The organism is Chryseobacterium aurantiacum (assembly GCF_003020585.1).
Classification (GTDB): domain Bacteria; phylum Bacteroidota; class Bacteroidia; order Flavobacteriales; family Weeksellaceae; genus Chryseobacterium; species Chryseobacterium aurantiacum.
On record NZ_PXUE01000003.1, the window covers coordinates 417,436 to 439,995 of the forward strand.

Annotated in this window: 20 protein-coding genes; 17 read left to right on the plus strand and 3 right to left on the minus strand. The window is 36.9% G+C overall.

Annotated elements, in window-relative coordinates; genetic code table 11:
- The first annotated feature begins 5 nt into the window (after positions 1-5).
- From C7D53_RS14005 to ypfJ, 12 genes are all read left to right on the plus strand, one after another.
- Complete coding sequence (locus tag C7D53_RS14005; RefSeq protein ID WP_106917058.1) at positions 6-3,071, plus strand: TAT-variant-translocated molybdopterin oxidoreductase; 3,066 nt, start codon at positions 6-8, stop codon at positions 3,069-3,071.
- A gap of 25 nt (positions 3,072-3,096) precedes the next feature.
- On the plus strand, positions 3,097-4,494 hold the full coding sequence (nrfD, locus tag C7D53_RS14010) for an NrfD/PsrC family molybdoenzyme membrane anchor subunit (RefSeq protein ID WP_076353019.1): 1,398 nt from the start codon (positions 3,097-3,099) through the stop codon (positions 4,492-4,494).
- Complete coding sequence (locus C7D53_RS14015; protein ID WP_047376185.1) at positions 4,481-5,002, plus strand: DUF3341 domain-containing protein; 522 nt, start codon at positions 4,481-4,483, stop codon at positions 5,000-5,002. Before nrfD ends, C7D53_RS14015 begins: the two co-directional genes overlap by 14 nt.
- Before the next feature lies 1 nt (position 5,003).
- Positions 5,004-5,690, plus strand: a complete 687-nt coding sequence (locus tag C7D53_RS14020) for a c-type cytochrome (protein ID WP_106917059.1) — start codon at positions 5,004-5,006, stop codon at positions 5,688-5,690.
- 8 nt (positions 5,691-5,698) lie between these two features.
- Positions 5,699-7,030 carry a quinol:cytochrome C oxidoreductase gene (locus C7D53_RS14025; RefSeq protein ID WP_076353017.1) on the plus strand — a complete coding sequence of 444 codons (1,332 nt, stop codon included), beginning with the start codon at positions 5,699-5,701 and terminating at the stop codon, positions 7,028-7,030.
- A 152-nt stretch (positions 7,031-7,182) separates the two neighbouring features.
- Entirely contained in the window at positions 7,183-8,199 is a 1,017-nt protein-coding gene (locus C7D53_RS14030; RefSeq protein ID WP_106917060.1) for a hypothetical protein, read from the plus strand.
- 50 nt (positions 8,200-8,249) lie between these two features.
- Positions 8,250-9,455, plus strand: coding sequence for a hypothetical protein (locus tag C7D53_RS14035; protein ID WP_106917061.1), 1,206 nt, complete (start codon positions 8,250-8,252; stop codon positions 9,453-9,455).
- Positions 9,456-9,992, plus strand: coding sequence for an adenine phosphoribosyltransferase (locus C7D53_RS14040; RefSeq protein WP_106917062.1), 537 nt, complete (start codon positions 9,456-9,458; stop codon positions 9,990-9,992). It begins immediately after the preceding gene.
- 194 nt (positions 9,993-10,186) lie between these two features.
- Entirely contained in the window at positions 10,187-10,894 is a 708-nt protein-coding gene (locus C7D53_RS14045) for a YfgM family protein (protein WP_106917063.1), read from the plus strand.
- Positions 10,895-10,897: 3 nt separating this feature from the next.
- Positions 10,898-11,416, plus strand: coding sequence for a 6,7-dimethyl-8-ribityllumazine synthase (gene ribH / locus C7D53_RS14050; protein ID WP_034734563.1), 519 nt, complete (start codon positions 10,898-10,900; stop codon positions 11,414-11,416).
- A gap of 211 nt (positions 11,417-11,627) precedes the next feature.
- Positions 11,628-13,706 (plus strand): LTA synthase family protein, encoded by a 2,079-nt coding sequence (locus C7D53_RS14055; protein WP_106917064.1) that lies wholly within the window; start codon positions 11,628-11,630, stop codon positions 13,704-13,706.
- Between the two features lie 75 nt (positions 13,707-13,781).
- Positions 13,782-14,645, plus strand: a complete 864-nt coding sequence (ypfJ, locus tag C7D53_RS14060; RefSeq protein ID WP_106917065.1) for a KPN_02809 family neutral zinc metallopeptidase — start codon at positions 13,782-13,784, stop codon at positions 14,643-14,645.
- Positions 14,646-14,709: 64 nt separating this feature from the next.
- Here ypfJ and C7D53_RS14065 read toward each other — a convergent pair whose 3' ends face one another.
- Complete coding sequence (locus C7D53_RS14065) at positions 14,710-15,567, minus strand: GLPGLI family protein (protein ID WP_106917066.1); 858 nt, start codon at positions 15,565-15,567, stop codon at positions 14,710-14,712.
- A gap of 145 nt (positions 15,568-15,712) precedes the next feature.
- Between C7D53_RS14065 and C7D53_RS14070 the strand changes: the two genes are divergently transcribed.
- From C7D53_RS14070 to sufD, 5 genes are all read left to right on the plus strand, one after another.
- Positions 15,713-16,042: a HesB/IscA family protein gene (locus C7D53_RS14070; protein WP_027372006.1), complete on the plus strand. Its 330-nt coding sequence runs from the start codon at positions 15,713-15,715 to the stop codon at positions 16,040-16,042.
- A gap of 84 nt (positions 16,043-16,126) precedes the next feature.
- On the plus strand, positions 16,127-17,575 hold the full coding sequence (gene sufB, locus C7D53_RS14075) for a Fe-S cluster assembly protein SufB (RefSeq protein WP_106917067.1): 1,449 nt from the start codon (positions 16,127-16,129) through the stop codon (positions 17,573-17,575).
- Between the two features lie 6 nt (positions 17,576-17,581).
- Positions 17,582-18,088 carry a GNAT family N-acetyltransferase gene (locus C7D53_RS14080; RefSeq protein ID WP_106917068.1) on the plus strand — a complete coding sequence of 169 codons (507 nt, stop codon included), beginning with the start codon at positions 17,582-17,584 and terminating at the stop codon, positions 18,086-18,088.
- Positions 18,089-18,106: 18 nt separating this feature from the next.
- Positions 18,107-18,850 (plus strand): Fe-S cluster assembly ATPase SufC, encoded by a 744-nt coding sequence (gene sufC / locus C7D53_RS14085; protein ID WP_106917069.1) that lies wholly within the window; start codon positions 18,107-18,109, stop codon positions 18,848-18,850.
- Positions 18,851-19,020: 170 nt separating this feature from the next.
- Positions 19,021-20,328 (plus strand): Fe-S cluster assembly protein SufD, encoded by a 1,308-nt coding sequence (gene sufD / locus C7D53_RS14090; RefSeq protein ID WP_106917134.1) that lies wholly within the window; start codon positions 19,021-19,023, stop codon positions 20,326-20,328.
- 68 nt (positions 20,329-20,396) lie between these two features.
- On the opposite strand, the gene C7D53_RS14095 is transcribed toward sufD, so the two are convergent.
- On the minus strand, positions 20,397-21,320 hold the full coding sequence (locus C7D53_RS14095) for a DUF3078 domain-containing protein (RefSeq protein WP_106917070.1): 924 nt from the start codon (positions 21,318-21,320) through the stop codon (positions 20,397-20,399).
- Between the two features lie 224 nt (positions 21,321-21,544).
- Positions 21,545-22,471: a DUF3078 domain-containing protein gene (locus tag C7D53_RS14100; protein ID WP_106917071.1), complete on the minus strand. Its 927-nt coding sequence runs from the start codon at positions 22,469-22,471 to the stop codon at positions 21,545-21,547.
- Positions 22,472-22,560 lie beyond the last annotated feature (89 nt).

Genomic DNA, 22,560 nt, shown 5'->3' on the forward strand with positions numbered 1-22,560 from the left:
TATAAATGGCTTCAAACAAAATACAATTCAGAAGTATTCATGAACTTAAAGATCCAGCTTTAAATGGTAAGCTGGCTCTTAAAGAGTTCCAGGAAGAAATTCCGGTAGAAGATTTCCTTGGAGATGCTGAACAGAATGGTTCCAGTACTTCAAGAAGAGATTTCTTAAAATTACTAGGATTCTCTACAGCAGCTGTAACTCTTGCTGCCTGTGAAGCTCCGGTAATTAAAACGATTCCTTACGTAGTAAAACCACACGATATTATTCCAGGGGTTCCAAATTATTACGCTTCAACATATTTTGATGGTTTCGATTTCGCTAGCGTTTTAGTAAAAACTCGTGAAGGAAGACCCATCAAAATTGATCCAAACCCAGTTGCTGGTGATTTAGGTAAAACTAACGCAAGAGCTCAGGCAAGTGTACTTTCTCTTTATGATAATGATAAAGTAAAGCAGCCTAAACTAGACGGTAAAGATGAAACTTTCGATAAAGTAGACAGTTTTGTTCTTAAAGGTCTAGAAGAAGCTAAAGCGTCAGGTAAAAAGATTGTGGTTTTATCACACTCTTTTGCTTCACCAACTTTCAAAAAGTTATTTGCTGAATTTAAAGCTAAATATCCTACAGCAGAATTAGTAACTTATGATGCTTTCCCTTACTCGGCAGCTTTGGATGCAGCTCAGGAAGTATTCGGACAAAGAGCATTGCCAATATATGACCTTAAAGGTTCTGAATTGGTAGTTTCTTTCCAGGCTGATTTCTTAGGAGACTATAACGCTTCAAGCCTAGAGTCTTCTTATGCAGCAGCTAGAAAGCCAGGAGCAAACATGTTGAGACACATCCAAGTGGAATCTAACATGTCATTAACTGGTGCTAACTCTGACTCAAGATACAGATTAAAACCAAGTGCTGTAAACAAAACTTTAGTTGAAGTTTACAATGCAATCGTAGGTGGTGGTACTTCTGATAAGACTGCTACTGAAATTGCTAACGAATTGAAAGCAAAAGGCAGCAAAGCTGTTGTTTTAGCTGACGGTTCTAAAGGTGCACAGGTTTTAGCACACTTAATCAACCAAAAATTAGGATCAGTTGCTTTCACAGGTAAGGCAAACTTCCTAAAAGAATTTGATAAAGCAAGATACCAGGAATTCTTAGGATGGGTAAATGCAGGTCAGGTTGGTGTATTAATCGCTAACAATGTAGACCCTATCTACTCTCATCCGAAAGGAGAAGATTTCAAAAAATCTTTATCTAAAGTTCCTTACGTAGTTGCTGTAGCTGATAAGAAAAATGAAATGTACAAGGCAGCGAAAGCTGTAATTCCGGTTGCTAACTGGCTAGAGTCTTGGGGAGATATCGAACCACAGACTGGTGTATATTCATTAATGCAGCCTACGATCCAGAAAATCTACAAATCAAGACAGATTGAAGAATCTCTATTGGTTTGGAAGAATGGTAAAAATAATGCTGCTAACAATTACTACGATTATTTAAAAGCGAATTCAGCTTCTATCCTAGGTGGTACTTCTTTCAACAAGGCATTATATAACGGTATCAATGCTTCTACTAACTCAACAACATTATCTTATGCAGGTGGAAACGCTGCACAGGCTGTTGCTGAACTAGGAAACTTCAAAGCTTCTGAATTAGAATTGGTATTATATACTAAGACTTCAATGGGAGACGGAACTCAGGCAAACAACCCTTGGTTGCAGGAATTACCAGATCCATTGACAAGAATGTCTTGGGATAACTACTTGACTATTTCTCCTAAAGATGCAGAGAAATTTGCGATTGAAAATGATCTTAATGCAAGAATGCAGTTAGATGGTTCTATCGTAAACCTTACTGTAAACGGAGTAACAATAAAAGATGTTCCTGTATTTATTCAACCTGGTCAGGCAGAAGGATCTGTAGGTCTTGCACTTGGTTATGGTAAGAAAAACTCAGGAGCTACAGCAGATACAGGTGTAAATGCTTATCCTCTATTCGATGGTTCTAACCTTGTTCTTTCAGGTGCTAAAATCGAGAAAACAGGAGAAGATCACGAATTTGCAGGTATCCAGCTTCAGAATACCCTAATGGGACGTTACGAAATTGCTAAAGAAGTTCCTTTAGCTGAATTTATCAACGTACCTTTCGATGATGAACATAAAGGATGGAACAAGCCTTTGGAATATCACACAATCAGTGGAGCACTTCCAGCGAGAAAAATCGACCTTTGGGATGCTTTTGATGATACAGACGGACCTCACTTTAACTTATCTATTGACTTGAACTCTTGTACAGGTTGTGGAGCATGTGTAATTGCTTGTCAGGCTGAGAACAACGTTCCTGTAGTAGGTAAAGAAGAAGTAAGAATGTCTAGAGATATGTACTGGTTAAGAATTGACCGTTACTATTCTTCAAGACAGAAAGTAGAAGTATACGAAGGATTGAAAGAAGGAATGGCTGTACCAGAATTGTACGGAACAGCGTTCGGAGACGGAGGTGCATTAAACCACCCTGCAGATAATCCGGATGTAATCTTCCAACCAGTAATGTGTCAGCACTGTAACCACGCTCCTTGTGAAACTGTATGTCCGGTAGCGGCTACTTCACACGGTAAGCAAGGTCAAAACCATATGGCTTACAACAGATGTATCGGTACTAGATATTGTGCAAACAACTGTCCATACAAAGTAAGACGTTTCAACTGGTTTACTTATAACCTAAATGACAAGTTCGATTTCAACATGAACAACGATTTAGGAAGAATGGTACTTAACCCTGACGTAGTTGTAAGAACTAGAGGGGTAATGGAGAAATGTTCAATGTGTATCCAAGAAACTCAGGCTACTATTTTAGCAGCTAAGAGAGACAACAGAAAAGTAACAGATGCTGAGTTCAAGAACTCTTGTGCTTGTGCAGCTGCTTGTTCTACTGGAGCAATGACTTTCGGAGACATGAATGATAAAGAGTCTGAAGTGAGACAGCAATATGCGTCTAACAGAAGATATTATTTACTAGAGGAGATCGGAACAAAACCAAACGTGTTCTATCACACTAAAGTAAGAAACAGAGTAGAAAAATAAAGTTTAAATAATAAATAGGTAAAAAATGTCAGGACATTACGAAGCTCCGATAAGGGAACCTCTAATTATTGGTCACAAAACTTATCACGATATCACAGAAGATATTGCACGACCTATCGAAGAAAGAGCAGGTAAATTATGGTGGATCTCATTATATGCAGCCTTAGTTCTATTCATCTACGGATTCGGCTGTATCGCTTATACTATCGGAACAGGTATTGGAGCATGGGGGCTTAACAGAACTATTAACTGGGGTTGGGATATTACCAACTTCGTATGGTGGGTAGGTATCGGTCACGCCGGGACCCTAATCTCCGCAGTATTATTATTATTTAGACAGAGATGGAGAATGTCTGTAAACAGATCTGCAGAGGCGATGACGATCTTTGCGGTTGTACAGGCAGCTATCTTCCCTGTAATCCACATGGGTAGAGTTTGGGTTGGATATTGGGTATTCCCTTTACCAAACCAGTTCGGTTCTCTTTGGGGGAACTTTAACTCTCCTCTACTTTGGGACGTATTTGCGATCTCTACGTATTTCTCAGTATCAACTGTATTCTGGTTCATGGGACTAATCCCTGACTTTGCAATGATCAGAGATAGAGCTAAAACTCCTTGGACGAAGAAAATCTATACATTCCTAGCATTCGGATGGGGTGGTAAAGCAAAACACTGGCAAAGATTCGAAGAACTTTCTTTGGTTCTTGCAGGTTTAGCAACTCCACTTGTATTCTCGGTACACACCACGGTATCTTTTGACTTCGCAACTTCAGTTATTAAAGGATGGCACTCTACAATCTACCCTCCTTACTTCGTAGCTGGTGCGATCTTCTCAGGATTTGCAATGGTACAGACTCTATTGTTGATTGCTAGAAAAGTTTGTCACTTAGAAGAATATATCACAATGTATCATATCGAAATTATGAACATCGTAATCGTTCTTACAGGTGGTATGGTAACTGTAGCTTATGCTACTGAGTATTTCATCGGATGGTATTCCGGATCAAGATTTGAAGACTTTACTTACCTTTCTCCAGGTGCTGCAGTAGGACCTTACTGGTGGGCATTCTGGTCATTGATTATCTGTAACCTTGTGGTTCCTGCTTCTTTCTGGTTCAAAAAAGCTAGAACGAACATTATCTGGACATTCATTGTTGCATTGATCATTAACATCGGTATGTGGTTTGAGCGTTTTGATATCATCGTTATCAACCTTTCTAGAGACTACTTACCAGGATCATGGACAATGTTTAAGCCAACGATCATTGATGTGGGTGTATACTTAGGAACTATCGGATTCTTCTCTGTATTATTCTTATTATATGCAAGAACATTCCCTGTAATTGCACAGGCTGAATTAAAATCGATTTTGAAAATCTCAGGTGAAACTTATAAAGCAAAAGAAGGAGATGAGCACCACTAAAATTGTATACGGACTTTATGCTGACGACGACGATTTAATGAACGGCGTTAAGGCATTCAACGATAAAGGAATCGCAATAAACGAGGTTTACACTCCGTTTCCGGTTCACGGACTAGACAAGGCTTTAGGGTTAAAGAAAACTAGAATTTCTGATGCCGCATTCTTATATGCTCTTTATGGTGTTACTATTGGTGCTACTGTAACTTGGTATGTAATGAATCATGACTGGCCTCAGAATATTGGTGGAAAACCAGCTTTTGACTGGGCTCACAATATGCCTGCATTCGTAGTTCCAATGTTTGAATTGATGGTATTCTGTGCAGCTCACATGATGTCTTTAACTTTCTTAGTTAGAAACAAAATGTATCCAGGAGCTCCAGCTCAGAATCCTGATCCAAGAACTACTGATGATAAATTCATGATGGAATTCGTAACTGAAGATGTAGAATCTGTAAAGCAGTTGCTAATTGAAACTGGAGTTGAAGAAATAACTGTTAAAGACGCTTAAAATGAAAAAGAACGTATTAAGAATTACAGCAGTTTTAGGTTTAACAACAGTTTTACTTAACTCTTGCGGACCAAAGGAGAACACTCCATTGGTATATTTCCCGGATATGTATTTTCCGGTAGCTTATGATCCATTGATGAAAGCTCAGGACGCTTATTCAGATCATGAAAACGAAATTCCTGCTTTTGTTAAAAATAATGGTGCAACAGGTCTTACTCCAGTAGAAGGATCTGTTCCTCAAAATAAAGATGGAGTTTTTGAAGAAAGCTTACTACCAAAGAATGTTGACGAGTACAACGCAGGGTATGAAGGTTCTAAAAAACTTACAGCTTCTCCTCTAAATCCAGCTAATGCAGCTAAGGATCTTGAAAGAGGGAAAGTATTATTTGACCATACTTGTGCTGCATGTCACGGAACAGGAGGTGATGGACAAGGACCAATTGTACAAACTGGAGCATTCTCTGGAGTTCCTAACTATGCTGATAGAGAGCTTACAGTAGGATCTGTTCATTATGTATTAACAAACGGTAGAAACGCGATGGGATCTTATGCTGGACAGCTAAACCCTGGTGATAGATGGAGAGTGGCTATGTATGTGATGAGTGCTTTCAAGAAAGGAGCAGCAGCACCGGCAGCAGCTACAGCGGCGGCACCAGCAACTGAAACGACTACCGAAACTAAAAAATAAGAAAAGAAATGTATAGTTTTTCACCAAAATTAAAATCAACTTCTATAATACTTCTTGTTGTAGGTTTAGTTCTGTTTGGTATTGGTTTCTTTATGAACAAAGGACTTTCTACTGAGCAAATAGAACACATGATGGAAGCGGTTCATGCTTCTGGACATGATGCTCCTACACACTCAAGTGAAATGGTTGGACCGCAGGATCACGCTGCTCACCTAGAGCATGCTACAATGCAAGTACACAACCAGCCTTTAGCATCGTTACACTTTGTAGCTGTGTTCTTCTTTGGAGTAAGTTGTGCTGTATTGTTTTTTTACTGTATTCAGCATGCTGCCCACGCTGGTTGGCCAATTATTATTACAAGAGTAATGGAAGCTATTGCTTCTTATATCCCTTACGGAGGTGCTATTCTGGTTATCATGATGATATTAAATATCACTCACAATGGCCACCTATTCCACTGGATGGATCCGGAATTAACGAATCCTGAATCTGCACACTTTGACGTAATTTTATTCGAAAAGAAAAGATTCTTAAATATACCTTTCTATGCTATCAGAACGATCATTTATGTAGTAGGTGCTTCTTTCTTCGCATGGAAACTTAAAGCTCAGTCTAAAAAAGTAGACGATACTAAATCTAAAGTTGAGTATCAAATGCTTTACAGATGGGCAGTAGGATATATCGCATTCTTCGGATTTGCTTCTGCTGCTTGGGCTTGGGACTGGTTGATGTCTATTGACCCTCACTGGTATTCTACAATGTATATCTGGTATTCAATGGTTAGCTGCCTATCAAGTGGTATTGCTGTAATCATTCTATTAAGTGTTTATCTTAAGAAAAATGGTTACTTACCACAGTTCAACGACAATCACTTACACGATTTAGGAGTATTCCTTTTCGCTACAAGTATGCTTTGGACATATACATGGTTTGCTCAGTTCATGCTTTATTGGTATGCAAACGTTCCGGAAGAGGTTAACTACTTCTTTGGAAGATTCCAACACTATGGTACTACATTCTTACCAATGCTGATTGTAAACTTCTTATTACCACTATTGGTACTAGTAAGCAGCAGCATCAAGAGAAACTACAAAGTAGTAACAGTAATGGCTGTAGTAGTTATCTTAGGACACATCTTAGATTACTTCAACATGGTAATGCCTGGAACGGTAGGACCATACTGGAAAACTCCTGAAGTATTCATATTAATCCTAGGAGCTCTTCTATTCGTAGTTGGATTGTTTATGTTTACTGTACTTTCTGCTTTATCTAAATTGAAGCTGATCCCTACAGGAAACCCTTACCTACACGAATCTGAAATTTATGAGTATCCTTTCTAAGGACTTGTAACAAAATAAAAAGAAAAAAGACTGATTGTTAAACAATCAGTCTTTTTTTATGCCCTGATGTGAATAATTGTCTTTTAGAACAATCATTTTTCATCCTTACATTAAGACAGTATCATTCTTTAACACCAAAATAAAGTCCTTCTATGAAAAGAATTTACATGTTCTACATTATCTTTAGCTTGATCTCCATCTTTACAAATGCGCAGACCATTACATTCATATCTGAAAAAACGAATAAACCACTTTCTAAAGTTTCAGTATTTGGCAGAGATGGAAGTATCCTCGCCTATTCAGATATTGATGGTAAAATTGAAAAACAATCATTATCATCTTCCCAGGAGAAATTTCAATTAGTCTATAATAATTTTCCGGTTGCCAATCTTTCCTATTCAGAATTTGATCAGCCTTTTATCAAAATCAATGACCAGGTAAAAGAAATTGAAACTGTTGTGATCAAAAATAATAAACCGGCAAAATATATTCTTATTAAAGGAAACTTCAATTCATATGTTACAGTCAATAACAAATTAAATGGCTATGCGGATGGAGTCATTACATATATTTTTGATAATAAAACAAAAAAGTTAAAAAGTACAAATGTTGAACAATACAGAATTTACAGACTGAATGACCCAAAAGAGGAAAAAAAACAAACAGCAAGTTGGGACTACGGAAGCTCACTGAATCCTCCTAAACTAAAAAAAATAGGCAACCTTGAAGAATTTAAAAAGAAGAATACAAGAATTAAAGAACTTAAAGGCGCTTCAAAGGATGAAATAGAATTTACAGGAGAATATCTTCAGAAAAAAGAATTTGCATTATTTGGGTTTCGTTTTTTTGATTTAAGAGGTATTCAAAATATTGCTTTTGAAAAAAATTCTCAGAAAACCCTCAAAGACCTTCTCGAATTTAATGCAATAGAATTTATTAAGCTAAAACATAAAAGCGAGAAAGACTATAATCAAGTTATTACCTATGAAAACTTCTACACCAAGGAAATCAGTTTTAGCAATGAAAATAAGATGGAAAGTGTAAAGTTCAATACGGAAATAAGCAACTACAAAACATCCTATTGGCAAGAACCTGCATTTCCTAACATGCAGACCGTATTTAGCAGCTTTTTCAAGGAGGATTTGCAGGAAAAACAAAACAAAAAATAAAATCTACTATTAATAAAGGTTTTACTAAATTTGCAACAAACCAAATAAAAATGAAAAAGTTTTCTTTTCTACTTGTTTTCAGTCTGTTGCTTTTTACGGCATGTAAGAAAGATCATGTAGATGCTACGAATACTAAAACGCTGCAGTCAAGTATCAATGATATGACTTCCAGCCTACCTACCATTAAGCAGATTAAGTTTAATGAAGCTCTTTATATCCTTAAAACATTCGGTGTAGAAGCAGATGGAGATGTAAATGAGCTAAAAGCTCTTGGAAAACTGATCAACGGGAAGAAAGTTCCTGAAATTATGACGCTGGCTGACGAAGTTGCACAGAAAAACGGTATAGAATGGGTAAGTACAGACCCACCTTCACTTGGAGAAATGAATATCTTTGGTGATGATAAAGCCAAGGAAAGCGACCCTAACGATGTAAAAGCAGGAGCATTAAGCCTTATTACAAGACCAACCGGAGATGATGGAAGCGGTGCACCTACTGCAATCCAGATTGTTCCTAGACTTGTAGATGCTGCCGGAAACCCAGTATCATTCACTGGTGCCGGATTGGAAGCAACACTAGAGGTGTTCAGCAATGGAGTAAGACTTTCTACCGCTAAAAACCTGATGCAGGATAATAACTTTAAGGGTTTCAACCTTAAGTTCTCCTCTATTCCGGCTTCAAAAGTTGTAGACAATAAAATAGATATCACTGTTTCGGTAAAAACCACTGCAAAGACTTTCAAAATGTCTAAAATTGGATTGGATGTAAACGCAGCAGCCCTAAAGGTTCCTGCAGTTCCTAAAACAGATACAACAGCGGTACCACAGCAGCCAAGTGCAGTAGTGGATCCTAATAATCCGTCTGCAACAGTTCCTACAACTACAGATCCAAACACAACAACAGTACCTGCAGCTCCTGCCACACCAAAGCAACCGACTGCAGATCCTAAAAATACAGTAAGCAAATTCCTGAACAGCGTAAGCTCTCAAAATCTAAAAGCGGCTTATGAAACATCCAGCAACCCAAGCTGGGGAAGCTATGAGTCTTTCTCTAATCCAAACTCTGGTTTTGGTGCTGTAAAAAATGTAAGTGTTAAAAACATTACCACAAGTGCTTCCAATCCTAATGGAGCCAGTGTAAATGCAACATATGACGTAACTGATAAGAATGGTAAAACAACCTCCTTAAAAGTAACTTTCGGACTTAAAAATGTAAACGGAGACTGGAAAATTTCCAGCTATAAAATAAACCCATAAATGGCTTCAGCAGAACTGATCAAAAAACTAGAAGAGACAATTGAAAATATCCCAGACTTTCCGATTCCCGGAATACAGTTCAAGGATATATCCCCTATTTTTTTAGATCCAAAACTTTACGAGGATGTTATTGCAGATCTTGCCGCTTTCAGTAAAGGTAAAGTAGATGCAGTTTGCGGAATTGAAAGCCGTGGCTATCTATTCGGAATTGCAATTGCAGTTGCATTGGAGGTTCCTTTTATCTTAATTAGAAAAGCAGGAAAACTCCCCCCACCTGTCATTTCAGAAAAATATGATTTGGAATATGGCAGTGCCGAAATAGAAACCCGTGAAGGTCAAATCAAAAAAGGACAAAGACTTCTTATTCACGATGATCTTTTAGCAACAGGAGGAACTACAGAAGCCGCGGCCAAGTTAGTAGAAAAACAGGGCGCAATTGTTTCCCAATTCAGCTTCCTGATCGGCCTGAAAGGGCTAAATGGAGATAAAAAACTGAAGAAATTTGGGGCAGATGTTTACCATATCCTGGAATATTAAGATTTAAATAAATATACGCTTCGACTCTGCTCGGAATGACATTCATTACAAAACAAATGGTTTTAGAAATGTCACCCTGAGCAGAGTCGAAGCTTTTTTACGGCAATTTCATAACATTTATACAATAATACCAACAAAGTATTTTGTAAATCTCTCAGAAACAATTAAATTTGCATTTCAATTTTTAAAAACTTATGGCAAAATTGGGAAAGAGTGCTCAAAACGAGCAAGAAGGTAAAGAAACGGTTGAGTTCTTTAAAGACCTTGACAGAGAAGCTTTAAACACTGAAAGATTTGTTGAAAAATACTCAAAGCCACTAGGCGTTGTATTTGGAGCTTTGATTTTAGGGGTTTTAGGATTCTTCGCCTACAAACAATTTGTAGTTGCTCCTAAAAACGCTGAAGCTGTGAAAAGTTTCCTTGCTGCTCAGAAAAACCTTACAGACGGTAAAGAAAAAGAAGCTTTAGGTGGGAAATCTGCTGCAAACCCAGGTTTTGTAGGTACATATAATGAATATTCAGGAACAAGCATTGGTCAACTTTCAGCTTACAATGCAGGTCTATTGAAATTCAAAGAAGGAAAATTCCAGGAAGCTTATGATCTTTTAGATAAATTCTCTTCTGACAACAAGACTTTAGTAGCCATGAAATATGGTGCTATGGCAGATGCAAAATCAGGACTTAACAAAAACGATGAAGCTTTATCATTATTAGACAAAGCGTCTACTGCATCTGATGATCCGTATACTACTTACTTCTTCACAAGAAAAGCAGGTATCGTAGCATTAGGATTAAAGAAAAATGCAGAAGCTAAAAAATACTTCTCTGCAATTGACGAGAAATATCAGGACTACGACAACGGAATGTCTGATTCTTATATTGAAATGACTAAATATTATTAAAAAATGGCAACAGTTAATCTTTCCGATTACAAGCCACTTCATATAACTAATGCCGAAGATTTTTCTATCGGCATTGTTTTTTCTGAGTGGAATGATTTTGTAACGTACAATCTTCGTGATGCAGCTTTGGAAATCCTTGAGAAAGAAGGAGTAAAACCTGAAAATATTAAGCTTTTCCCTGTTCCCGGAGCTTTTGAATTAAACTATGCAAGCATGCAGCTTTGCAAAGAAAGAAAATATGACGCAGTGATCTCTATAGGATGTGTAATTCGTGGGGAGACTCCTCACTTCGATTATGTATGTTCTGCAGTAGCACAAGGAATCAAGGATTGTAATATCATGACTGACACTCCTACTATTTTCTGCGTACTTACAGATGATACAAAAGAGCAATCTATCGCAAGAAGTGGTGGTGATCTTGGAAACAAAGGAGTGGAAGCAGCTGTAACAGCACTAAGAATGATTGATTTCAAAAAGAAATTATCTGATAAAAAAGGAAACATTGGTTTTGGACACTCTTAACCTTTACACAACTTTAACAATATACAGGGACTATTTTTAATAGTCCTTTTTTGTTGGACTATTTCACAGTGGCTATTCATCTCAATTATTGTCATCATTCTGATTCAAAAAATTCATAAATCTTATTAATAAAAGGCATGTTTTGATTTTTTTATGTTAAAAGTTGTACACAAAAACTATCTTTGTGAAAACTAATATAGACAGTCACTACATGTTTTTAAAAAAAGTAAAACCGTTCCTATATTTAGGAATTTTTTATCTTATTATTTCACTGATAATAAGAACCGTATTCTTTTTTCATCCTATTACTACTGCTAGTTTTGGGTTTTTCGAAATTATCAAAGTGCTTTTAGTTGGCTTGGTGAATGACGTTTTTGTCTTTATACTTGCCAGTGCAATTCTTGCGCTTTATTTCCTGTTTCTTTCTAATTCAAAATATAAAAAACCCTATGGTTATGCTATATTTGGAGCATTAGTCCTATTCTTCTTATATATATGGCTTGTTCCGAACAATATCTTCAAACAATATGGAGGTTCTGTAACCGAAGTAGCGTTAACCTTTGTCGGGATAAAAACATTTTTATTCGGATTAATGCTTTTCCTGCCTACGCAGAGAATTAAAATACGCAATGTTTTATATTTCATTACATTACTTTTATATGTTCTGCTGATCATATTCAATGGAGTAAGTGAATACTTTTTCTATAATGAATTTGGAGTTCGCTACAACTTTATCGCGGTAGATTATCTCATTTATACCAACGAAGTTATCGGAAACATCATGGAAAGCTACCCCGTAGTTCCTTTATTTTCAGCGATAATGATTGTTACCCTTACCATTACGTGGTTTATTTATAAGAAAACAAAGGATGAATTGCTGGAGTTACCCAACTTTAAGCAAAAAATGATACTTCTGGGGTCCTTTATTGTACTTTGTGGAGTAAGTTTATTGGCCCTCCCATCCCTAATGCAGATCAAATCTGACAATGTTTTTGCCGATGAAATTGAAGCCAACGGACTTCCTAAGTTCTACTGGGCTTTTACACATAATGAGCTGGATTATTTTCAGTTTTATTCACAGCTTAATCAGCAACAGGCAGAAAAGAACTTCCTGAGTCAATATCCACAACAGACATTGTCAAGGAATATTCTAGCAGAGCAGCCTGAAGCAAAGAAAAATGTTGTTCTGATATCCATAGAAAGTCTTTCTGCTGATTTTATGGAACATTATGGAAATACCCAGAAGATCACTCCGTTTCTGGACAGTCTTGCTGAAAAGTCATTAATGTTTACCAATCTTTATGCTACTGGAAACAGAACCGTGCGCGGACTGGAAGCTTTAACACTTTGTATCCCTCCTACAGCAGGGGAAAGTATTATTAAAAGAGATGACAATAAAAATAAGTTTACCACAGGAAACGTATTCAAATCAAAAGGATATGATGTTAAATTCCTGTATGGTGGATACAGCTATTTCGATAATATGCAGGACTTCTTCGGAGGAAATGGCTATGGAATTGTAGACAGAAACAACTTTAAACCGGAGGAAATTACTTTCGCCAACGTTTGGGGGGTGGCTGATGAAGATATGGCCAGAAAAGCAATTAAGGTGATGAATGCTGAAGCCAAATCCGGAAAACCATTCTTTAACCACTGGATGACTGTTTCTAACCACAGACCTTTTACCTATCCTGATGGAAGAATTGATATTCCGGGAACCGCAAAGTCTCGTGAAGGAGGGGTAAAATATACAGACTACTCTCTAAAACTGTTCTTTGACATGGCCAAAAAACAGGATTGGTATAAAAATACAGTCTTTGTTATTATTGCAGACCACTGTGCATCCAGTGCAGGAAAAACAGAACTTCCAATGGATAAATATAGAATCCCTGCCATGATCTTTTCAGAAGGATTTATCCAGCCTCAAAAGTTTGATGCATTAATGTCACAGATTGACGTAATGCCTACTCTTTTTGGATTATTGAACTTCAGTTACCAATCCAAATTCCTAGGTCAGGATGTTTTCAAAAAAGAATTCCAGCCTAAAGCTTATATTGCTACTTATCAGGATTTAGGATTTGTAAAGGATGGACGTCTAACGATTATTTCACCGGTGAAAAAGGCAAAGCAATATTCTTTGGAACTGGAAAAGAGTACCCTGGCTCCTGAATTTAAGCTTTATTATGACGAAAAGCTATTAAAAGATACAGACCAAAAACTGGTAGATGATGCTATTTCTGCATATCAATCTACATCTTATTGGCTGAAAACCAAACAACTTAACCGATAAAAATCTAGACATTTTGCTCTAATAATTTTTACAGATTGACTTAAAATATTTAAATTCACAAAAAAAGATATTACTATGAGATGGACAGACGACAGAGGCGGAAACGTTGAAGATCGCAGAGGCTCCGGAGGCGGAGGCGGCGGTATGATTGTAGGCGGAGGTCTCGGAACTTTAATTATAGCTGCAATTGTTTTCTTTTTGGGAGGTGACCCTTCCGGTATATTAAATTCCGGCAGCATGCAAACCTCTGGAGGCTCCGGTGAAAAAAGAGAACTTACTGCCAATGAGAAAAAGATTGGTGATATGGTAGAGATGATGACCACATGGAATGATCAAACCTGGAACCAGGTCTTTCAGGAAAATGGCATGACTTATACCAAACCCTCTGTAGTTCTTTTTGAAGACACAACACAATCAGCTTGTGGAACTGCTCAGTCTGCAATGGGTCCTTTTTATTGCCCTGCTGACCAGAAAGTTTATATGGATATGAGTTTCTTCAATGAACTTCAACAGAGATTTGGAGCCAAAGTAACCGAATTTACAGTAGCCTATGTCCTTGCTCATGAAATAGGCCACCATGTACAGACCCTTCTGGGAACTACCCAAAAAGTAGACGCCCTTAGAAGAAGTGGAAGATATTCTGAGGCAGAAATGAACAAAGTATCTGTTGCTACAGAGTTACAGGCAGATTTTTATGCAGGAGTTTGGGCCAGACGTACAAATGATTCCAAACAGATTCTTGAACCCGGAGACATTCAGTCTGCAATAGACGCTGCAGAAGCTGTAGGAGATGACAATATTCAAAAAAGAGCGCAGGGATATGTTAATCAGGAAAGCTTTACCCATGGATCTTCGGCACAACGAAAGGAATGGTTTATGAAAGGTTATAATACCGGCGATATCAGACAAGGTGATACTTTCAACCAGCTTTTAAAATAATTAGTTTTAAAAAACTTTACAAATACAAAAAAGGCTGTCTCAAAAATGAGACAGCCTTTTTTATCTACTGTAATTCAATTGGATTGGTATTTTTCTTAGCTTCTTCTTTCACCCTCTCTTCCATTCGTTTTCTCATATCAGCAGGATTTTGATTTCCTCCACCCTGGCCTCTTCCACCGCCAATTCTTGTAACAGCAGCCATTCCGCCAGGTCCTCCACCGCTTTGATTCATAAATGACATTGGATCTGACTTAAATTTTTGCTGTTGCTTTACAAAATCAGTTCTTTTTACTTTCAATGTATTTCCAAACTGGTTTAGTGTCGGAAGCTCAGCAATCTTGTAATTTTTCATTAAATCAAAAGAATAATCTCCTTTATCGTCTTCTACTTTTACAATTAAACCCGGCAAACCTCCAAACTTATAAGGTCCATCCTGATAAGGCAGATCTGTAGTAAACCAAGCCGTCCATTTTCTTCCTGCAAAATCCGTTTCCGCTTTTTGAACCTTATACTCTCCTATTTTAGTAGTCTCTGAAGAAATTTTCCATACCAATGGTCTGTCTTCTTCATAAGAATAAATATCACGTCCTATTCTATCTTTAAAATAGGTCTTTTGATTAGTCTTATCTTTTTCCACAGAATAATTGATGCTGGTTCTTAAACTTTCCATCTGATCCCTGTTTATATTTCCTCTTCCGCCGCCGCCCTGAAAAGCTTTCTGCATGATGGAATCCCTTTTAATTCTGTTTTCAGAGTAAAAAATTGATTTCTCCTGAGAAATATCAAGATAAGTATTTTCTGTCTTAATATCAGTTTTATTTTCAGCGTCCGGCTTCATTGTTACCTGATACACAAATCTGTTCGTCTGTGCAGAAACATGCTGTATCAAGAGTGCCAGCGCGATAATACTTAATTTTTTCATTCTAAATCTATTTATGTTTTGGATTTCAAAAGATTACCAAGGTTAAACTCATCAATGATAAAAATCGATAAAATAAAAATGCTGATTTTTATATCCTGATTTTTGTTCGTATTTTTGCATCATTAAATCATTCTAAATAAATACAATGATAAAAGTATCAGACTATGCAAAGGAGAAAGCCATCCAACTTATGACGGAAGATGGTTTTAACCCTGCTGAAGATTATATAAGAGTTGGGGTGAAAAGCGGCGGATGCTCTGGTTTAGAGTATGTTTTAAAGTTTGATAACCAAAAAACAGACACAGATCAGATTTTTGAAGATAATAACATCAAAATTATTATAGATAAAAAATCCATCCTCTATTTAGCAGGAACCACTCTTGAGTACTCAGGAGGATTGAACGGAAAGGGGTTTGTATTCAACAACCCGAACGCATCCAGAACATGTGGATGTGGAGAGTCATTTAGTCTTTAGAGAAAAGACATAAGATACTAGATTCGTGAATTCAGACTTATTTCTGAACCTTGAAATCTAAAATCTGAAATCTAAAAAATAATAATGAGTAAATATACTGAAGACGATTTAAGAGTCGATCTAGAAAATAAAAAATATGAATTCGGTTGGGAAACTAAGATTGATTACGAAGATTTCCCGATTGGTTTAAATGAGGATATCGTCCGTGCCATCTCTGCTAAAAAAGAAGAGCCGGAATGGATGACTGAATGGCGTTTGGAATCTTTCAAAATCTGGTTAAAGATGGTTGAGCCTAATTGGGCAAACATCAAGTATGAAAAGCCGGATTTTCAAGCTATCCGTTACTACGCAGCACCAAAGTCAAAACCTGAATTAGAAAGCCTGGATCAGGTAGATCCTGAATTATTGAAAACCTTCGAAAAGCTAGGGATTAATATTGAGGAACAAAAAAGACTTTCAGGAGTAGCTGTAGATATCGTAATAGACTCAGTTTCTGTGAAAACTACTTTCCAGGATACGTTGGCAGAAAAAGGAATTATTTTCTGCTCAATCTCTGAGGCTATTAAGAATCACCCAGATTTAGTAAGAAAACACCTTGGAAAAGTAGTTCCTAGAGGAGATAATTTCTATGCAGCATTGAATTCCGCAGTATTTTCTGACGGAAGTTTCTGCTATATTCCAAAAGGAGTAAAATGCCCAATGGAACTTTCTACTTACTTCCGTATCAACCAGGCAGGAACAGGACAGTTTGAAAGAACTCTTGTAATTGCGGATGAAGGAAGTTATGTTTCTTACCTTGAAGGATGTACAGCCCCTTCAAGAGATGAAAACCAGCTTCACGCAGCAGTAGTGGAACTTATTGCTCTTGACAATGCTGAAATTAAATATTCAACTGTACAGAACTGGTACCCGGGTAATGAAGAAGGAAAAGGAGGGGTATTCAACTTTGTAACGAAGAGAGGACTTTGCGAAAAAAATGCAAAAATCTCATGGACTCAGGTTGAAACGGGATCTGCAGTAACATGGAAATATCCATCTTGTATCCTTAAAGGTGATGGAGCTATTGGAGAGTTCTACTCTATCGCGGTAACCAACAATCACCAATATGCAGATACGGGTACTAAAATGATCCACATTGGAAAAAATACCAAGTCAACGATCATTTCAAAAGGTATTTCTGCAGGAAAATCACAAAACTCATACAGAGGACTGGTAAAAGTAATGCCTTCTGCAAAAGGAGCCAGAAACTTCTCTCAGTGTGACTCTCTATTGATGGGTAATGAATGTGGAGCACACACATTCCCATATATTGAGATTAAGGATCCAACTGCACAGCTAGAACACGAGGCAACTACTTCAAAAATTGGAGAAGATCAAATTTTCTACTGTAACCAAAGAGGTATTGATACAGAAAGAGCAATTGCTTTGATTGTAAATGGTTTCAGTAAAGAAGTTTTAAATAAACTTCCAATGGAGTTCGCTATTGAAGCACAAAAACTATTGGAGATTTCATTAGAAGGCTCAGTTGGGTAAGAAAGTATGATAGCTACGGAAAGATTGATTTTAAGGAAACCTACAGAAGAAGATTTTGAAAGATTCTTTGAAATTAATCATGACCCTCAAACCAATATTCACAATCCAGGCGGACCAATGAGTTTTGAAAAAGCAAAAAGCACATTTGCGAGAATGCTTGATCATTGGGAAAAGCATAATTTTGGAAGCTGGACAATTGTTGAAAAGAACAGTCCGGAAAATATAATAGGTTTTGGAGGAGTGAGCTATAAACTCTACGGAGAAGAAGAAAAATTGAATTTAGGCTATCGTTTTGCTTCCCAGGCATGGGGGAAAGGATACGCCACAGAATTCACAAAGAAAACTATAGATTTTGGGTTGAATGAAGACAATAAGGAAGAAATATTCGCCATTGTCCGTCCCAGCAATATAGCTTCTATTAAAGTTTTGGAAAAGGCAGGTATGACACCAATTGGAACACTTAATGATGTTCCTGGTCAACCTGAAAGTTTAGTATATAGAATTCAAAAATAATTTGTTTAAGCAAATAAAATGTTAGAAATTAAAAACCTTCACGCCAAAATTGAAGATGGCGCAGAAATATTAAAGGGTATTAATCTTGAAATAAAGCCGGGCGAAGTTCACGCTATCATGGGGCCGAACGGAGCTGGTAAATCTACTCTTTCTTCTGTTATCGCAGGAAAAGAAGATTATGAAGTGACTGATGGGGAAATCCTTTTCCAAGGAGAAGACATCAGCGAAGATGCTCCGGAAGACAGAGCACATAAAGGGATCTTCCTTTCTTTCCAGTATCCAGTGGAAATTCCGGGAGTTTCTGTAACCAACTTTATCAAAGCTGCTTTAAACGAAACAAGAAAAGCAAATGGATTAACAGAAATGCCGGCAAAAGAAATGCTTGCATTAATCCGTGAGAAGTCTGAGAAATTAGGAATCAAAAAAGATTTCCTTTCAAGATCATTGAACGAGGGATTCTCCGGAGGTGAAAAGAAAAGAAACGAGATTTTTCAGATGATGATGCTTAATCCTAAGTTGGCCATCCTTGATGAAACAGATTCAGGACTAGATATCGACGCTTTAAGAATCGTTGCAGATGGTGTAAACCACTTTAAAAATGAAGGAAATGCAGTTCTTTTGATTACCCACTATCAAAGATTGCTTAACTATATCCAACCTGACTTTGTTCACGTTCTTGCCAACGGAAAAATCATCAAAACTGGTGATAAATCTTTAGCATTAGAGCTTGAAGAAAAAGGTTACGACTGGCTTCTTAACTAAGAAGGAAATCGATTATTTCGGAGATCAAAATTTTTCGCTGTCATTCTGAGTGAAGCGTAGTAAAATGAAGAATCTCTATTATTAAAAATTTGGATTCCTTGTTGCTTGGAATAACAATATTTTAGTTCAAATAAAAAGAAAAAATGGTGCAAACCACAGATATACCAGTAATGGCATTAAAAGAACAAATTATAGAAAACCATAATGAGTTTTTGGAGAGTCTTCGTCACAGATTTCTGGATGATGATAGAAAAACTGCTCTTCAAAAGTTTGGGACCCTTGGTTTTCCTACAAAGAAAGACGAAGAATATAAATATACCAATCTAAAGGAGATCACGGAGAAAAACTATAATTTCTTTCCGAATGAGCACCATAACATCACCAAGGAGCAGTTCGATCAATTGCATCTGGGTGAGGAAAACTTTGATTGGATTGTTTTTGTAAACGGTAAGCTTCACAAAGAGCTTTCAAAGGTTTCTATTGAAAATGTAGAATTCCTTTCATTCAATTACGCATTGAATGATGATAAACATAAAGAAGTTTTTGAAAAATATTTCAATACGATTGCTTCCAAAGAGCAGGCTTTCACTAACCTAAACCTTGCCTACTGCAAATATGGGTTCTTCTTGAAAGTTCCTAAAAACGTAGTCATTGAAAAACCAATCCATGTTTTCTACATTTCTCAAAATCAGGAAGAAAATACTTTCTACAACACGAGAAATTTATTAATTGTAGAAGAAGGGGCAAAAGTAGAAGTGATTGAAAGTCATCATAACTTTGACAGTACTTATGTATTGACAAACTCAGTGACGGAGATCTTCACTTATCCTAATGCAAAAGCTGACTGGCATAAGCTTCAGAATGATAACAACACATCATATCTTATCGACAGTACTTTTGCAAGACAGGAGAAAGACAGCTTAGCCACTGTAAATACATTCTCTTTTGGAGGTAAACTGGTAAGAAACAATCTGGATTTCATTCATAATGGTTCAAATATCAATTCATTCATGAACGGTATTACCATTATAGGAAAAGACCAGTTGGTTGATCACCATACAGCGGTTCACCATAACTTCCCGAACTGTGAAAGTTACCAAAACTATAAAGGAATTTTTGACGGAAATGCACATGGTGTATTCAACGGAAAGGTTTTTGTTGATAAAATTGCTCAAAAAACGAACGCATATCAGCAGAATAACAACGTTTTACTAAGTGAAGGAGCCAGCATTGATACAAAACCTCAATTGGAGATTTTTGCTGATGATGTAAAGTGTTCTCACGGATGTACCGTTGGCCAATTGAATGAAGATGCCTTGTTCTATCTGAGAGCAAGAGGAATCTCTAAGAAAGAAGCCCAGGCTTTGCTTTTATATGCATTTGCTAATGATGCGATGCAGAATATTGACATTGAGCCTTTGAAAGAGAAAATTTCAAAGCTATTGGCTGAGAAATTAGAAGTAGATATAGAGTTTTAAAAATTATATATATTGATACACAAAAGCACTTCGAAATGAAGTGCTTTTTTTATTTTATGATATTGAATTTATTTCTTCAACCAGCTTTGGTTGTCCTTATTATCTGAACGTTTCTTACCGTTATCAAAATTATAGGCCAAACCTACACCCAGCGTTTGCTTCAACTGTGTCTTCCAGATCTGATTATGGTCATATAACAAATCCAGAGTTACATTCGTAGAAATGTATTTATTGATCTTCATACTTAGCACACCACTATATCCAAGAACCAATCTATCAGGATGGTCCAGATAGTTTGAGAAGACAGAAGCGGTATTAAGTAGACTGATATTCTCCATGATTTTCAACTTATACATGGCTGTTCCCAAGAAACCGAACTGGAAAAGAGAAGAGTCACCATCATTTTTAAGTCCATAAGTACCAGCTTTCTGAAGATCCTTATCCAAGACAAAAGTCCATCTGGCATTTGCAGGGCGCATAGTTACTGTAAAATTATCATTGGGACGATAGGTAACCCCTACCCCTACATTCAGGTATCCCGGCGCCATAAAGTTTGAGATTTTCTTTGCATCAGGATTGTTACCATCTTCATATCCCGGAGCAAACTGAGTTTGAAAGCCTACCCCTCCGGAAAGGTACCAGTTTTTGGCAAACTCCCTACCATAGTTTGTAGAAAGATTAATGACATCCTGAGTTTTTCTTACTCCTGTTCCTTGCGTGTTATTTTGTCCATACCCTAGAATAATGATATTTTCCCAAAGATCCTTATTTTTTTCATAAGTCAGGTTATAATTAACACCGGCAAGCCATCCTACGTTGTTGGCTCCACCACCTACCCAATTGGAAAAAGCAGCCTGATTAAGCATTAATGTGTTTTGTCCTTGAATAGACCAGGCTTTAACAGTATCTGTTGCGGGAGCATCAGTTTTAGCCTCTTGAGCCATTGCAAAAGCTCCAAAAGAAATGGAAGCGATCAATAAAACTTTTTTCATAATTAACGATTTCCTACAAATGTATAAATAATAATTTACGCCAGATTAAAATTCACTTTAAAATGAATTTAATAATAGAGAAACAACCCCTATAACACAATGAAATTAAGCCTATTAAAAAGAATAATATTAACCCCCAAACTTAAACCAACTTAAAATAAAAACAAAAAGTGCTTCAAGAATGAAACACTTTTTAAGTTAAAATATAGTATTTGTAACCTTATTTATTTTTTTATCCACCATTGGCTGTCCTTACGGTCAGAACGCTTCACACCATTGTCCAAAGTATAAGCAAAACCAATTCCCAGGGTTTGTTTTAACTGGGTTTTTTCAATCTGATTATGGTCATATAACAGATCTAGCGTAATATTAGAAGAAATATACTTGTTGACTTTCAAATTCAAGATTGCTCCATAGGCAAGAACTAATCTATCTGGCCGATCCAGATAATTGGAAAAGACCGAAGCTGTGTTGGTCAAATGAATATCTTCCATTATTTTCAGCTTATACATTGCCGTTCCCAGGAAACCAAATTGCAGTAATGAAGAATCACCATCTCTTTTCAAACCATAGCTTCCGGCATACTGAAGCCCTTTATCCATTACAAAAGTCCATCTGGCGTTGGTAGGACGAAGTGTTACCGTCAGATCATCATTCGGCCTATAAGTGATACCCAAACCGACGTTAACATAACCAGGCGCCATAAAGTTTGAAATTTTCTTGGCTTCCGGATTATTTCCGTCTTCATATCCCGCAGCAAACTGAGACTGTAACCCAGCTCCCAAAGATAGATACCAGCTTTTGGAAAACTTTCGCCCATAATTGGTAGAAACATTAATAACGTCCTGAGTTTTTCTTATTCCTTGTCCCTTGGTATCATTCTGACCATACCCAAGAAGAATAATGTTCTCCCAAAGATCATTATCTTTTTCATAGGTGATATTATAATTGATACCGGCAAGCCAACCCACGTTATTGGCTCCCCCTCCTACCCAATTCGAAAAGGCAGCCTGATTGATCATTAAGGTATTTTTTCCTAATACTGACCAATATTTTACCGTGTCTACTTTCACGGAATCCTTTTTTAATTCTTCTTGCGCACTGGCATAAATCCCCATAAAAGAGGAAAGAATAAGTAAAAACTTCTTCATTACTCTAAATAATTTTCAATGCAAAAATATTAATAAATTTTTTTTAAAGGGAAATTCCGTCTTAAAGTATCTCATTTTACTAAAGTTTA